The organism is Planctobacterium sp. AWM4_229, assembly GCF_056160305.1.
Map to the genome: position 1 here is coordinate 518,239 of NZ_JBSWWX010000003.1, position 14,163 is coordinate 532,401.

Annotated in this window: 15 protein-coding genes; 10 read left to right on the top strand and 5 right to left on the bottom strand. The window is 44.7% G+C overall.

The features are described 5' to 3' along the window. Nucleotide 1: 1 nt before the first annotated feature. The 7 genes from pyrD to rmf all read left to right on the top strand — a co-directional run bounded on the left by pyrD (nucleotide 2) and on the right by rmf (nucleotide 7,940). Complete coding sequence (pyrD, locus tag ACXAGP_RS08825; protein WP_475260825.1) at nucleotides 2-1,009, top strand: quinone-dependent dihydroorotate dehydrogenase; 1,008 nt, start codon at nucleotides 2-4, stop codon at nucleotides 1,007-1,009. Between the two features lie 3 nt (nucleotides 1,010-1,012). Then, the gene (locus tag ACXAGP_RS08830) at nucleotides 1,013-1,552 is read left to right on the top strand and encodes a cell division protein ZapC domain-containing protein (RefSeq protein ID WP_475260826.1); all 540 of its coding nucleotides are present in this window, start codon (nucleotides 1,013-1,015) and stop codon (nucleotides 1,550-1,552) included. Nucleotides 1,553-1,562: 10 nt separating this feature from the next. Beyond that, complete coding sequence (rlmKL, locus tag ACXAGP_RS08835; protein WP_475260828.1) at nucleotides 1,563-3,665, top strand: bifunctional 23S rRNA (guanine(2069)-N(7))-methyltransferase RlmK/23S rRNA (guanine(2445)-N(2))-methyltransferase RlmL; 2,103 nt, start codon at nucleotides 1,563-1,565, stop codon at nucleotides 3,663-3,665. Nucleotides 3,666-3,676: 11 nt separating this feature from the next. Next, on the top strand, nucleotides 3,677-3,910 hold the full coding sequence (locus ACXAGP_RS08840) for a glutaredoxin family protein (protein WP_475260830.1): 234 nt from the start codon (nucleotides 3,677-3,679) through the stop codon (nucleotides 3,908-3,910). Then, entirely contained in the window at nucleotides 3,907-5,826 is a 1,920-nt protein-coding gene (gene uup, locus ACXAGP_RS08845; protein WP_475260958.1) for an ATP-binding cassette ATPase Uup, read from the top strand. The genes ACXAGP_RS08840 and uup overlap by 4 nt, the downstream gene beginning before the upstream one ends. Continuing rightward, the gene (locus tag ACXAGP_RS08850; RefSeq protein ID WP_475260831.1) at nucleotides 5,826-7,511 is read left to right on the top strand and encodes a DUF3466 family protein; all 1,686 of its coding nucleotides are present in this window, start codon (nucleotides 5,826-5,828) and stop codon (nucleotides 7,509-7,511) included. The genes uup and ACXAGP_RS08850 overlap by 1 nt, the downstream gene beginning before the upstream one ends. Nucleotides 7,512-7,766: 255 nt before the next feature. After that, nucleotides 7,767-7,940: a ribosome modulation factor gene (gene rmf, locus ACXAGP_RS08855; protein WP_229527595.1), complete on the top strand. Its 174-nt coding sequence runs from the start codon at nucleotides 7,767-7,769 to the stop codon at nucleotides 7,938-7,940. 91 nt (nucleotides 7,941-8,031) lie between these two features. On the opposite strand, the gene fabA is transcribed toward rmf, so the two are convergent. Next, nucleotides 8,032-8,550, bottom strand: a complete 519-nt coding sequence (fabA, locus tag ACXAGP_RS08860) for a bifunctional 3-hydroxydecanoyl-ACP dehydratase/trans-2-decenoyl-ACP isomerase (protein WP_475260832.1) — start codon at nucleotides 8,548-8,550, stop codon at nucleotides 8,032-8,034. Between the two features lie 209 nt (nucleotides 8,551-8,759). Between fabA and ACXAGP_RS08865 the strand changes: the two genes are divergently transcribed. The 3 genes from ACXAGP_RS08865 (at nucleotide 8,760) to ACXAGP_RS08875 (ending at nucleotide 10,530) form a co-directional block, all read left to right on the top strand. Then, nucleotides 8,760-9,017: a hypothetical protein gene (locus ACXAGP_RS08865; protein WP_338292436.1), complete on the top strand. Its 258-nt coding sequence runs from the start codon at nucleotides 8,760-8,762 to the stop codon at nucleotides 9,015-9,017. Beyond that, entirely contained in the window at nucleotides 9,014-9,403 is a 390-nt protein-coding gene (locus tag ACXAGP_RS08870) for a hypothetical protein (RefSeq protein ID WP_475260834.1), read from the top strand. The genes ACXAGP_RS08865 and ACXAGP_RS08870 overlap by 4 nt, the downstream gene beginning before the upstream one ends. Nucleotides 9,404-9,558: 155 nt before the next feature. Beyond that, nucleotides 9,559-10,530: an aldo/keto reductase gene (locus ACXAGP_RS08875; protein WP_475260835.1), complete on the top strand. Its 972-nt coding sequence runs from the start codon at nucleotides 9,559-9,561 to the stop codon at nucleotides 10,528-10,530. Here ACXAGP_RS08875 and ACXAGP_RS08880 read toward each other — a convergent pair. The 4 genes from ACXAGP_RS08880 to uraH all read right to left on the bottom strand — a co-directional run bounded on the left by ACXAGP_RS08880 (nucleotide 10,502) and on the right by uraH (nucleotide 14,160). Beyond that, entirely contained in the window at nucleotides 10,502-11,164 is a 663-nt protein-coding gene (locus ACXAGP_RS08880; protein ID WP_475260836.1) for a lysoplasmalogenase, read from the bottom strand. The two genes, ACXAGP_RS08875 and ACXAGP_RS08880, sit on opposite strands and share 29 nt — an antisense overlap. A 117-nt stretch (nucleotides 11,165-11,281) precedes the next feature. Beyond that, entirely contained in the window at nucleotides 11,282-12,493 is a 1,212-nt protein-coding gene (locus ACXAGP_RS08885) for a urate hydroxylase PuuD (RefSeq protein ID WP_475260837.1), read from the bottom strand. A gap of 26 nt (nucleotides 12,494-12,519) precedes the next feature. Next, a complete protein-coding gene (guaD, locus tag ACXAGP_RS08890) occupies nucleotides 12,520-13,812 on the bottom strand; it encodes a guanine deaminase (RefSeq protein ID WP_475260838.1) in 1,293 nt (430 codons plus the stop codon). Nucleotides 13,813-13,836: 24 nt separating this feature from the next. Further along, nucleotides 13,837-14,160 (bottom strand): hydroxyisourate hydrolase, encoded by a 324-nt coding sequence (gene uraH, locus ACXAGP_RS08895; RefSeq protein ID WP_475260960.1) that lies wholly within the window; start codon nucleotides 14,158-14,160, stop codon nucleotides 13,837-13,839. Nucleotides 14,161-14,163: the final 3 nt, after the last annotated feature.

Here is a 14,163-nt window from a genome sequence, read left to right on the forward strand (position 1 = left end):
AATGTATTGGTTAGCACAGAAGTTGCTGTTTAATCTAGACGCTGAAGTTAGTCACGACCTCACTATTAATTTTCTCAAACGCTCGCAAAACACACCATTGCAAGGGTTGTATCAGCAATCCGTTGCCAGCAAACCCTGCCAGTTTGCCGGATTGGATTTACCCAACCCTGTGGGCCTTGCTGCTGGGCTGGATAAAAACGGCGAATGTATTGATGCCTTTGCCGCCATGGGATTTGGCTTTATTGAAGTAGGGACCGTTACACCAAAACCGCAAGCAGGTAACGACAAACCTCGCCTATTTCGTTTAAAAGATGCACAGGCCATCATTAATCGCATGGGCTTCAACAATAAAGGTGTGGATTACCTTGTGGAGCAAGTCAAACAAGCGCAATACAAGGGTGTTTTGGGCATTAACATCGGTAAAAACAAAGTGACGCCAGAAGAGCAAGCGCTGGATGATTATTTGATATGTATGCGCAAGGTATATGAGTACGCCAGCTACATTACAATTAATATTTCTTCTCCTAACACTCCTGGGCTGCGTAATTTGCAATATGGTGAAGCGCTGGAAGCTTTGTTGGCAGGTATTAAGGCAGAGCAACAAGTACTGCGTGATAAATACGGTAAACAGGTTCCTGTTTTAGTAAAAATAGCGCCTGATCTCACTAACGAGGAAATTCTTGGTATTGCCGACTCGCTGAAAAAGTCCCAGGTGGAAGGGGTAATTGCAACCAATACCACCATCACTCGAGATGGTGTTGAGGGATTGCGCTGGGCTAAGGAAGCCGGCGGTTTGAGTGGTAGTCCTTTAACTCAAAAAAGTCAGAGCGTGACAGAACAGTTAGCAGAAGCGTTGGCGGGTGAAATCCCCATAATGGGTGTCGGAGGAATCGACTCTGCTGATGCCGCAAGAAATCGTATGGCGGCCGGTGCACAGGTTCTGCAGGTTTATTCCTCATTTATTTATCAAGGTCCGCAACTGATTAAAGACATTGTTGAGGGTGTGTAAGGGGTGGTATTTCCCGTCCCGGATTCTCAGTGGCAATGGCTGGTGCAGGATGCACCAGCTGAGCTTGTATTGGATGTTGGTGATGGCGAACCCATTGCAACTGCAATCAGTTCTCGTAACTTAAGAGACAAGGGGTTACAGACAGCTTCTTTTTCTGTGGCTCAAACTCAGCTTTACATGGAACTGTTGGAAAATCCTGGATTGATTGCACTGCAGGCAAATGATGGTTTTGCATTTTTGACCCTTATTAATGCTATCGCTACATCCTTCTTCCACAAAGAAGTCGCCGCCAAAAATTGGCATTATCAAGTGAATGCGTTGTCGGAGCAGACTTTTGCAGCCCATGAACTCGCGGCGGTGGAAAGTAAATATGCTCAATGTGATGTACTATTACTTTCACAAAATGGCGCTTTTTTTAATTGTTTGTTGTTACAAGCTTTGCAATTAGACCAGCAAAAATACTTGCCCATGTTTACATTGATAAAAGTGAGTAACGACAGATTATTTGATTTCTCAGGCCAATGCCTGACACAGTTTGGATAAGCATACCTTTATGCACAAAATATTAGTCACCACCGCACTGGGCGTTGAAGATTTATTGGTAACGGAAATACAAGGACTTTTGCCCCATCTCGAATGTCAAAAGAAGCCCGGCCAGGTATTAACCACAGCCGAACTGCAAGATATTTATACTTTGTGTTTGTGGTCGCGATTGGCAAACCGAGTTCTATTGCAGCTTACGTATGGCAAAATCGAAACCGGAGACGATTTGTATCGACTGGCCAGTGAAGTTGACTGGAGCAAGCATTTTGGTTTGCGCAATACGTTTGCTGTGGATTTTTATGGCAGTAATAAAGAGATCAGAAATACCCAATTTGGCGCTTTAAAAATTAAGGATGCCATCGTAGACAGGTTTCTGGAAAATCAATCGGTGCGTCCAAATGTCGATAAAAACAACCCCGATATTCGTATACAAGGCCGCATTCATCGGGACAATGCCGCTATTTACCTGGATATGTCTGGTGGTAGTTTGCATCAGCGCCACTACCGGCAGGAAACCGGTCCAGCACCTATCAGAGAAAACCTGGCGTTTGCCATGTTAATGCGCAGCGGTTGGACACAAAATACAGAACAACCTTTATGTGACCCTATGTGTGGCTCTGGCACAATTGTTATTGAAGCTGCTTTGTATAAAGCACATATTGCACCTGGACTGCAACGCAAACGTTGGGGCTTTAGCCATTGGCTTAAACACAATGACGCACAGTGGAAAGTCATCCAAAGTACTGCTCTAAAGCGCCAAAAAACAGCTCCAGTGGGGATTTACGCCGGAGAGATTAGTCACAAACTCATCAATGTGGCGAAGCAAAATGCCAAAGCGGCCGGGGTTGACGAGTTTATCCAGTTTACCCATAGAGATGCCACCGAATATGTGCCTGACTGTGAAGCGCCTGGCTATCTGGTGAGTAATCCACCTTATGGAGAACGCTTAAGTGATTTTAATCGCTTGTTGCCAATCTTTCAGCAGTGGGGCGCTTGGTTAAAACAGCACTACGCGAATTGGCATTTGGCCCTGCTAACCTCCAATCGCGAGTTGTTAAAACAAATGAAGCTCGCTTCATCGCGCAGCTATAAACTAAAAAATGCCAATTTGGATTGCGAACTCGTTTTGTACAATATGGTGGACAGGAATCTGGCAGAGTTGCAACATGAGGCAAAGCTGGATGGTGATTTTGCCAATCGCTTAAAGAAAAATTGGGATAAAACCAAGCGTTGGCTTAAAAAACAAAATACAGAATGCTATCGCATTTATGACGCAGATCTCCCTGAATACAATGTCGCAATAGACAGGTACGGCGATGGACTGGTGATACAGGAATACGCTGCGCCTAAAAATATTCCAGAGCAGAAAACTAAAGCGCGTTTGCAGGAGGTGTTGCTGGTCGCACCTCAAGTTCTGGGTGTTGCCCCTGAAAATGTGGTCCTCAAAGTCCGTGAAGTTAAAAAGGGTAAGAACCAGTACGAGAAGGTCTCCAGGCAAAACAAAATGCTGGAAGTACAAGAGAATGGCGCCAAGTTTCTGGTAAACCTGTTTGATTATCTCGATACCGGCTTGTTTCTCGACCATCGCGATACCCGTTGTAAAGTCCGGGACATGAGTAAAGGAAAACGCGTCCTCAATCTGTTTTCTTACACCGGCTCAGTTTCTGTTTACGCCGCACTAGGCGGAGCGCAATCCGTTACCACTGTGGACATGTCGAATACCTACCTGGATTGGGCAAAGCAAAATTTTGAATTGAATAAACTACGGGGTAGTTATCAGTTCGTTAAAGCCGATGTCACTGCCTGGCTCAAACGAAATCGGGAAAAATACGATTTGATTTTTATTGATCCGCCGTCATTTTCCAACTCCAAAAGTATGGACAACACCTGGGATGTGCAGCGAGATCATGTGACGCTATTAGCGGATGCCAAAAACAGTCTCGCTGAGGGCGGGGTGATCGTATTTTCAAACAATCTGCGCAATTTTAAGATGTCTTCAGAGGTACAGGATAAATTAGGGTTGTCAGTGACTAATATTACCGCAGAAACAATCCCGGAAGACTTCAAGCGCAATAGTAAAATTCATCACTGTTTTTTACTGCAAGCACAATAAGAAAAGCATTTATGAACGACTTAATTCTATTTTCAGGCACAGACTGTCACTTGTGTGATTTGGCTAAACAAATGCTGGAACAACAAGGTGTAAACAAGCAGCAGTTGACCCAAATTAATGTCAAAGAACAACGAGAATATTACCATCAATACGGAGCCAGGATCCCGGTGCTCAAAAAGGCTTCTTCTGGGGAGGAGCTTGGGTGGCCATTCGAACCAGCGCAGTTGCAGGAGTTTTTAAGCTGATGTTATTGCAGTTAAAAGATGCCTGTATTGCTTTTGGCCATAAACCCTTAGTAGAGAAAGGCAACCTTACTTTAAACCCCGGTGAGCGCATGTGTTTGGTGGGGCGCAATGGTACTGGAAAGTCCACCTTGCTTAAGTTAATCGCTGGACAACAATCCTTGGATGATGGCCAGCGTATCGTCAACGCGGAAACTGTCATTGCCGTGTTACCTCAAGATCCGCCTGCGTTGGCTGACATATCGGTGTTTGACTACATAGCCGAAGGTTTGCAGGAAATTGGTGAGTTGCTCAAGCAATATCACGAGGTTGTCAATGCAGTGGCAGAGGATCCTTCAGAACAAAATCTGGCGACACTCGACGGCCTACAAAAACAGCTGGACGCCAAACAAGGCTGGCAGCTGGAACAACGTATAGAGCAGGTAATTTCCTTATTGCAATTGGATGCGGATGCATCGCTGGAGTCACTATCAGGTGGCTGGCGCCGCAAAGCCGCATTGGCCAAAGCCCTGGTGCGCAAACCAGATATTTTGTTATTGGATGAGCCCACTAACCATTTAGATATTGAAATGATCAACTGGCTGGAAAACCAGTTGATGGATTATCAGGGAGCGATGGTATTTGTTAGCCACGACAGGGCCTTTATTCGCAGAGTGGCCAACAAAATTGTTGACCTCGACCGGGGCGTGTTAACAGAGTATCCCGGTGATTATGCAAAGTATCTGATAAAAAAAGCGGAAGACCTTGAAGTGCAGGCAACGCAAGATGCACTTTTTGATAAAAGGCTGAGTCAGGAAGAAACCTGGATACGTCAAGGGATTAAAGCACGACGTACTCGCAATGAAGGGCGAGTTAGAGCGCTGAAAGCTATGCGCGAGGAACATGCGCAGCGCCGCAAGGTGCAGGGCAATGCCAGCATTCAATTAAGTGATAGCCAAAAATCTGGTAAGCGCGTATTTGAAGCCAAAGGCTTGAGTTACAGCATTGATGGTGCGCCGATGGTGAATAATCTGGATTTACAGGTTATGCGCGGTGACAAACTCGCTTTGGTAGGGCCAAATGGCTGTGGCAAGAGCACTCTAATCAAACTGCTTTTGGGGCAACTCAGCCCCGAGAAGGGCAGTGTTCGTCAGGGGACTAATCTGGAAATCGCTTATTTCGATCAGCACCGAGAGCAACTTGATCCTGATAAGGCGGTGATTGACGTGGTGGCCGATGGCAAGCGAGAGATTGATCTCAACGGCCGTAGTCGTCATGTGATCAGCTATTTACAAGACTTTTTGTTTTCACCTGAACGGGTACAATCGCCCGTTTCATCTTTATCTGGTGGAGAGAAAAACCGCTTATTGTTGGCCAAGATCCTATCCAAACCCGGTAATTTGTTGATTCTGGATGAACCCACCAATGATCTTGATGTAGAAACATTGGAATTGCTGGAAGAGACACTTAGCAATTACCAGGGAACATTGATTCTGGTTAGCCATGATCGTGAATTTGTGGATAATGTGGTAACGTCTAGCTGCTTTTTTGAAGGGCAGGGTAAGATTCAGCAATTTGTCGGCGGTTATGAAGAGATTAAGCGCTGGTATGGTGAACAGGAAAAAAATCGAAAATCTTCTGTAAAGGTTGAAACTTCTGCCAGCTCCGAGAGTCGAAAAACCGGTTCGAGCAGCACGAAAAACAAAAAGCTCAGTTACAAATTGCAATTGGAATTAGATGAGTTACCTGAAAAACTAGAGTCACTGGAAAATAAAGTGCAGGAATTTCAGGAGCTCATTAGTGAGCCAGCATTTTACAATCGAGAGCCGAAAGAGGTATCCGATACCCTCAGTTTATTGGCCGAAACAGAACAACAATTGGAACAAGCCTATGCCCGATGGGATGAGCTTGAGAGTATGAAACAGGAAGCAACGAATTAATGAAATATTTTAAGTTAGCCAAAGTCGCATTAGTATCCTTGGCAGTTTTTTCGCAATCTTCGCATGGGGCTTTGTATCAGATTACTGAGGTAAATACTCAGGCTGTTTCCAAGAACGCATTTCCGGCAGATATGAATGAGTCAGGTGATGTTGTATTAGCAGTGACATTCGACAGTATATATCCTTTACCGGAATACAACATTCCCATTGATCTTTCACTCATTGATTTTGAAAATGAAGACCTCCAGGAAGCCTTAACCGACATTGAGGCGGCGCAAAATGGCAACTTTAACCTGGAAGATTATGCCACAATCCTCAATCTCATCCGTTCTGGCCAAGGCTCGCTAACCACCCAAAGATTAGTGCCATGGTTGAGCTATGTTTCGGATAACGGCGTAATTGAATACATCCCTGCGTTTGATGAAATTGACGCTGATTATTCCGGTTACACCAAAAGCTTAGATACCCGTGTAAGTGCCATTAACGACAATGGTGTTATCGTTGGGAACTCACAAGCTCGCCCCACTAAACTGGATTATGTCAATGAATCCGGTGACGAGTTCACTTTCTTAGTCAGGGAGTTTGGCGCACGTGGTTTTGTGGATCTCAATGGTGTCAATGTAGGGTTAGAGTCAGATTCAGAACTCGCAGGTGGCTACACAGAAGTTCACGATGTGAACAATAGTTTGCAAGTGGTGGGTATTGAAGTATTCGAACCCACTGACAATATCGTTGAAGCAGCAGAAAATTGTGAAGATGAAGAGGTTCGTGGCGATCAACCTTTAGAAGTTTGCTTACAAATTTTGCATAGCTCTTTGTACGGTTCGCACAATCGCAGGGCCGTAATCTGGGAACTGGATACAGACGGCAATGTCGTAGAGAAAAAGACATTTGGATTGCCCTTTGAGCGAGAAGAAGATGACGAGCGCCTTTTTGTTAGTGAGGCATTAGCCATTAACGAGAATGGTCTGGCTGTGGGCCTTGCCACGAACTTTTACGAAGATAACGATGACTTTGAATCCACCTATGCCGCCATTTTTAGTGGCGATGAAGTGATCTCTTTCACTGACAGAAACGAGTACTTTAGTAGTATTGCCACGGATATAAATGACAACAACCTGGTAACAGGTTATGCGCTTAAGGACGTGAATGGGATCCGTCGAACCAAGTTCTTTGTTTACGACGTTAATTCCACGGAAATCACTTTTCCTGATGACTTTTTCCCCGGCTCTGCGAGCGTTGCCAGAGGGATCAACAACCTCGGTCAGGTTGTAGGTGAGGGTGAGGTTGAAACAACCTTGTCCAGTGATCGTCGCCGTGAAGCCTTTATTTACGATAGTAACGACGATACCTTCCAAAACCTGAACGATTTAACTAGTTGTGATACGCCGTATACGCTGGTGCAGGCACACAGTATTAATGACAGTGGACAAATTGTTGCACTGGCTCGAATTAGACGCGCCAATACTGACATTCAAGGTAACATCAGCCTTAATGATGATGGTACTGAGAGCGAGTCTGACCAGTTTGTGTCGGTGGTACTGAACCCTATTGCAGGTGGTGAGATTGACGACTGTAGCGCTACTGATCCGCAAACAGATACTCAGGAGCGCCAAGGGGGCTCTTCTGGTTTTGCACTGTTAATGTTGTTGTTATTGCCTGTTCTAAGACGATTCAGGAAATAAATTATCGTTGTTTAAAAGCCGCTGTCGCGGCTTTTTTTATGCCATTATTTTGAGATTTAGGGTTGTTTAATTGCGCGTAATTAAAAATGTAATAATTATGCAAAAATGTTGTAAAGAAAAAGATAGCGAGAATTCATTAACTTATCCGTTGTCAATAGCAACTAAAGAAAATTAACCCTTGAACCCTTGGTCAAGATCCTCTATTTCATAGTTGTGGGTATTCAACTCACAACAGCAAAAGAGAAAGAGGTGAAAATGAAAAGACAAAAGCGCGATAAATTATCTCGAGCCCATGCAAAAGGGTATCAAGCTGGTATTTCTGGTCGGGCAAAAGACAACTGTCCCTTTCAGGCTGTTGAGGCACGTTCTCAGTGGCTTGGTGGTTGGAGAGCTGCGATGGAAGATAGAAGCTTAGGTCTTGTAAAATAAATCCACAATTTTTCCTAAACCTTTTCTAGAGAGAACAAAAGCCCCAGTAGAGGGGCTTTTGTATTTTGAGAGATGGATAACTTCGCTGAGCTTAAAAGTTACTGGTATCCTGGAACAGGCCCACTTTCAAATCTTTTGCTTCATAAATCGGGCGTCCGTCTACTTCAACCACGCCGTCACCAATACCCATAAAGAGTTTGCGCTTAATAACGCGCTTCATGGTAATTTTATAAGTTACCTTTTTTGCGGTTGGTAAAATCTGGCCGGTAAATTTAACTTCACCGACACCCAGGGCACGTCCTTTACCCGGACCGTCACTCCAGCCGAGGAAAAAGCCAACCAGTTGCCACATTGCATCAAGGCCTAAACAACCAGGCATAACCGGATCGCCGGGAAAGTGACAATCAAAGAACCACAGATCTGGAGTGATATCCAGTTCAGCTTCAATGTAGCCTTTCTCATGCTCTCCGCCGTCTTCAGTGATGCTTGTGATGCGATCCATCATTAACATATTCGGTGCAGGTAGTTGACTGTTTCCCGGACCAAATAACTCACCACGACTACAGCTAAGTAGGTCTTCTTTGTTGAACTGATTTTTTCTTTCTGACATTACTGATTATCACTCTATCTGAATTTGCGGGCTAATTTAGCGAACACTTGTGCGCTAAACAAGTCTGATTTGTTTTATTTACCTCAAAAACCATACAAAAATCACGCTAAGTTTTTATGAACGTTGATAAAATAAGCAATTTTTCGATGAAACTTTAATTCGCCGATGGAAAGGGTATAGTTGTGCAAAAGTATTAACTTTTCAGAACTATGAGCAATGTTAAGAATCGTCTGAAAGCTAACGCAGACAAACAAAAGCGATTCAGAGAAAAGCAAAAAGCTGAAGGCAAAAAACTGATCCGCGGTTACGTTAACCCTGAGGCAGTGGATTGTTACGCCGAGTTAAGTGAAAAGACCGGTTGGACCGACAGCGAGATACTTAGTAACTCTCTTAGAATAACCTATGCGGCTTATAAGTGCGGCCAAATAAAACTATTAAACGAATGGCTTAAGAAGAATCAAAAATGAGCTGGACAATCGTCTTTTGGTATACGTCTTTACTTGTGGTGGTTTCGATTATTGGACGGTTGTTTGACGTTTCTAATGCTACCTGGCAACAACACAAGACCGGTTACAAGATACAGGATGTCTTTGATGTCTTGCTGGCTTTATTCGGTCTCATAGGTTTATTTGGTTTGGGCTTTGATGAGCGCTATTTTTCACAAGCTTTGTGGCAAGGCTATTTCGTTCTGACCATTGCTTATATTCCAATGTCGTTCTTTTTACCCAAATACGCCGATATGAGACAAATGTATGGTAATGGTAATGTTGTTAAAGCGATAACCTCCAATACCTTACTGATGGCGCCGTCTCATGTTGCACAATATGTTTACGCATTTAACCTGGACTGGTAAGCACACTATTAATCCAGATAGCAAAGCGTACTCCATACGTATTCAAGGCACAAATCAGCATGAGGTTGCTTGCTTCCTTAATCAAGTCAGTATTAGAGTACCGCCTGGGTCAGTAACCTTTGTTGCTTTACACTTAGTACATTAGGAATTTAATAATGAGCAAACTACCTTTGAGCAATACCTTTCCATCAGTGAGTTCAATCGGATTGGGCTGCATGGGCTTTGGAGGTGACTGGAGCGCTGAACCCTACAGTGCAGAGCATGTTAGTGAAATGCACGGTGCATTGGATGCAGCGCTTGAAGCAGGCATTAATTTTATCGATCACGCTGATATCTATACCTTAGGCAAAGCAGAATCGGTTTTTGGAGAAGTCATAAAACAACGCCCGGAATTGCGTGAGCAATTGATTATTCAGAGTAAATGCGGCATCAAGTTTGACGATGATATGGGCCCCGGACGTTACGATTTTTCAAAGTCCTGGATTAGCCAATCAGTGGAAGGCATTTTATCCCGCTTGAATATTGAGCAGCTGGATATTTTGTTATTACACCGACCCGATCTTCTTATGGAGCTTGATGAGGTGGCTGAAGTTTTTGCACAGCTTGCAAAACAAGGGAAAGTTAAGCACTTTGGCGTGTCCAATATGCACGCTCATCAAATTGCTTATCTTCAGTCTGGTCTTGAGCAACCCTTGGTGGCCAATCAGCTGGAAATGAGCCTGAGAAACCTGGACTGGTTAAATGAGAGTGTTACAGCTGGCATGTCATCTGGTACTCAAAATCATTTTTCTCCCGGAATCATTGAGTATTGCCGCAGCAACAATGTGCAAATTCAAGCATGGGGCTGTCTGGCACAGGGATTATTCTCCGGACGCAATCTTGATGGCCAGCCAGACAATGTGATAGCTACTGCGAACCTGGTAGCGGTGTTAGCTGAACAATACAACGTCCCGCGCGAAGCCGTCGTACTTGCCTGGCTGATGCGTCATCCTGCCAACATTCAGCCCATTATTGGTACCACCAACGGCGATAGAATAAAGGCTTGTGGAAAGGCGACGGAAGTGTCTCTCACCAGAGAGCAGTGGTATCAGCTTTATGTTACGTCTCGCGGTGAGCGTTTACCCTGAGCTGGATAATACCTTTAATGATCAGAAATTGGGCCAGGTAATAACTGGCCATAATCCAGACGGATGCCAGTGGAATGGACTCTCGAAACGCGTTCCAGGCAATGAGGGTATCTGAAAGAGCGAAAATCAAGGCTCCTGCCAGGTGCCACCGGGGGGCATTACGCGCTGAAAAAATAGCGGCGATACACATAAAGCTAATAACACCTATGTAGGCGATTACCGCAAACCTTAAAACGGTTTCTTCTGGCATCACAAGTTGTGCCACTATCCAGGAGTAAACCAGCATTGAAAGTGCAGCCAGGTGATGATACCTGGCATTGCTTAGTTGTTGTTCATCCACATTGCGCGCGAATATAACAATGTAAAACAGGTGAGCCACCAAAAAGGAGCTTAAACCGGCCATAAAGCTTTGTTCAAAAGGAATGGCCAGCAGCACATCACCACAGCCACTAAAAACTAATGCCGCAATGGTCAATAAACGAATAGAACCCGCTAGCTTTTGCCAGGTCCACAGCATTAATAATAAGATAGGTAGTACCTTTATCAGCGGACTAAAAGGATAGGGGGCAAGTGGGCTACTCAGGGTGTAAAATAGTGCAATTAAAACAAAAACGATAAGAAGGAGTTTATTCATGTTTTTCAGTTATATGGCCGGAAACCTTAAGGATAATGATTTCCGGCTTTTTTATAATTAGAAGTGTTTTGTACAAAAAGGCTAACAAATCGCTGTCATTGCGTCACCAATTACCCGCTATTTGTTCTTTTTAGCTTCCTGCTCATACCATTGAGCGATGATTTGACGTTCCTCCTCTGTCATCCCCGTTTTATTTAAAAACGGCATATCTTTGGTGATCACCACGCGTTGATGGATGCGCGGGGCCCATTGCACTATTTGCGGCCAGCTATCCAGCTTAATACCCAGTGGTGCCACCACGAAGATATCATCTGTTGGCGCTTCGGCATGGCAATTGGCACAATGTTGTTGCATCAGGGTCATGACAGTTTCATTTTCTTGAATGGATACTTCTACAGGTTCACTTACCTGAGGTATCGTTTGGGGTTGCGACACCCAGATGGCGATCAACAACATTCCCAATGCACCTGTCACTAAAACCGAAGGCCGAAAAATACCGATGTGTCGTAAATTGAAAAAGTGCCTTATCCAGGCTGAAACAATGGCAATCGCTACTAACACTAACCAGCTTTGAGGGTGTTGGTAGGTCATGGGGTAGTGGTTGGAGATCATCAAAAAAATGATGGGCAGGGTAAGATAGTTGTTGTGCACCGAACGCAGCTTAGCACCGGCTCCCCATTCTGGGTTAATAGCTTGTTTATCGTTTACGGCTTGCACCAGTTTTTTCTGGGAGGGGATGATATTAAAAAACACATTACCCGCCATAATGGTACCGATTAATGCACCCACATGGATATAGGCGCCGCGACCACTAAACCATTGGGTGGCAAGCCAGGACGATAAACTCAGGAAAAACACCAGAAAAATGGCGAACAAGGAGGCAGATTTTGCCAGTGGGCTGCGACAGGCGAGTTCGTAAATAAACAGCCCACCAAAGATAAAGCCCAGGCCCATCAAAACCGCTTGTGAAGCAGACATGGACATCACAGCGGGATCAATGAGATAAGCTTCTGCACCCATGTAATATATCCAAGCCAGCAATAACATACCGCTTAGCCAGGTGGCATAGGCTTCCCACTTAAACCAGTGTAGCGTTTTGGGAATTTGCTCCGGACCGTATTCGTATTTAGCTACTTCGTAAAAGCCACCACCGTGAACCGCCCACAAGTCGCCTTTAATACCCTTATCTTTTTTCCATTGAGGGGGCTGACGCAGATTGTTATCCAGCCAGATAAAATAAAACGAAGCGCCAATCCAGGCTATCCCCGCTATAACGTGAAACCAGCGAATAAATAATGCTACCCAATCAGCCCACATAGCAATCCCCATACATTTAACTCCCCCCCCAATTATTATTATTGTTGATATTCCCAAACGGGCTTACCCGCAATCCAGGTAGCTGCGGTAGTGCGTTCATCTGCTAACATACTCAAGGCAAACAGAATATCTTCAGCCTTGTCGGCATCTTTCAGACGTAAAGATGATAGCGCATTAAAATGCGGTTCTAACACGGTGAAATCAGCGAATGTACCGGGATTAAAATCACCGATGTCAGGCAATTGCAGTGCATCAGCAGCGCCGCGCGTCATCATGTATAAACCGGCTAACGGATCCATGGTGATGTTTTGCAATTGAAACACCTTATAAGCTTCACCTAGAGTTCGCAACATACTGAAACTGTCGCCACCACCCACATCAGTAGCCAGGGTGGTTTTAATGTTAAAGGCATTGGCTTTATCGAGGTTATAAAGTCCGCTTCCAAGGAAAAGGTTGGAGCGAGGGCAAAAGGCCACAATTCCGCCTTTTTCCGACATAACCCGCCATTCGTCATCTTCCATATGGATACAATGGCCAAACAAGCTGCGCTCTGTCACCATCTGGTATTTATCGTAAACATCCAGATAATTTTTACAGTCGGGATAGAGCTCTTTCACCCAGGCAATTTCTTGTTGATTCTCACTCAAATGGGTTTGCAAATAGACATCGTTGTAGCTGCTCATCAGCTCGCCTAACATGGCCATTTGCTTTTCAGTACTGGTAGGCGCAAATCTTGGCGTAATGGCGTATTTCAAACGACCTTTATTGTGCCATTGCGCTATCAATTCGGCCGACTCTTTTTGTGCTGATTCCGGCGTATCCTGCAAATAATCAGGACAATGGCGGTCCATGCAGACCTTGCCGGTTAATAGTTGCATATTGCGCTCATGGGCGGCGCTAAACAGCTGCTCGGCTGAGTTTTTATGCACTGTGGCCCAAACTGCTGCGGTTGTTGTTCCGTTCATCCACAACTGTTGTAAAAAGAAGTCGGCGATCTTGCGGCTGTATGCCGGATCTTCAAATTGTCGCTCTGTAGGGAAGGTGTACTTGTTCAGCCAGTCGATCAACTGCTCCCCAAAACTGGCAATCATTTCTGTTTGCGGATAGTGAAGATGGGTATCGATAAAACCCGGCACAATCAGTTTATTGCCATAGTCCACTATATTGGCTTCTGGATAGCGTTGTTTGAGCTTGTCAGCGCGATCAACCGCTACAATTTTCTCGCCTTCTACAGCAAGTGCACCTTGCTTGAATTCCACAGCGTCCTGCTGAGGATTTGCTGTGCTGTTGGGGAAATGTACGATATGGCCGGTAATTAGTTTTATGGTCATAATATCCAGTTACTCTAAGTGAAATTAGCTACCACGGTAGCTGCTAAAGCCGAAGGGAGAAATTAAAAGTGGAATATGGTAATGCCCACCGTCTTCGGTCATTTCAAAATGAATGTCTACAAAAGGGTACAAGCTGTCTTGAGTATAATTATCCAGATAGTCCTTACACATAAAGCGCAAGCTATAAACGCCGGCTGAGTATTCAGATACCCCCCAATCGCGGCAGCGCCCATCGGCATCGGTTTTACCTTGATGCTGCTTACCGTCTGGTGTGGTTAAGATTAAAACCATATCGGCAGCAGGTTTACCCAAAGTTGTATCCAATACATGGCTGGATAGGCTGATCATCGA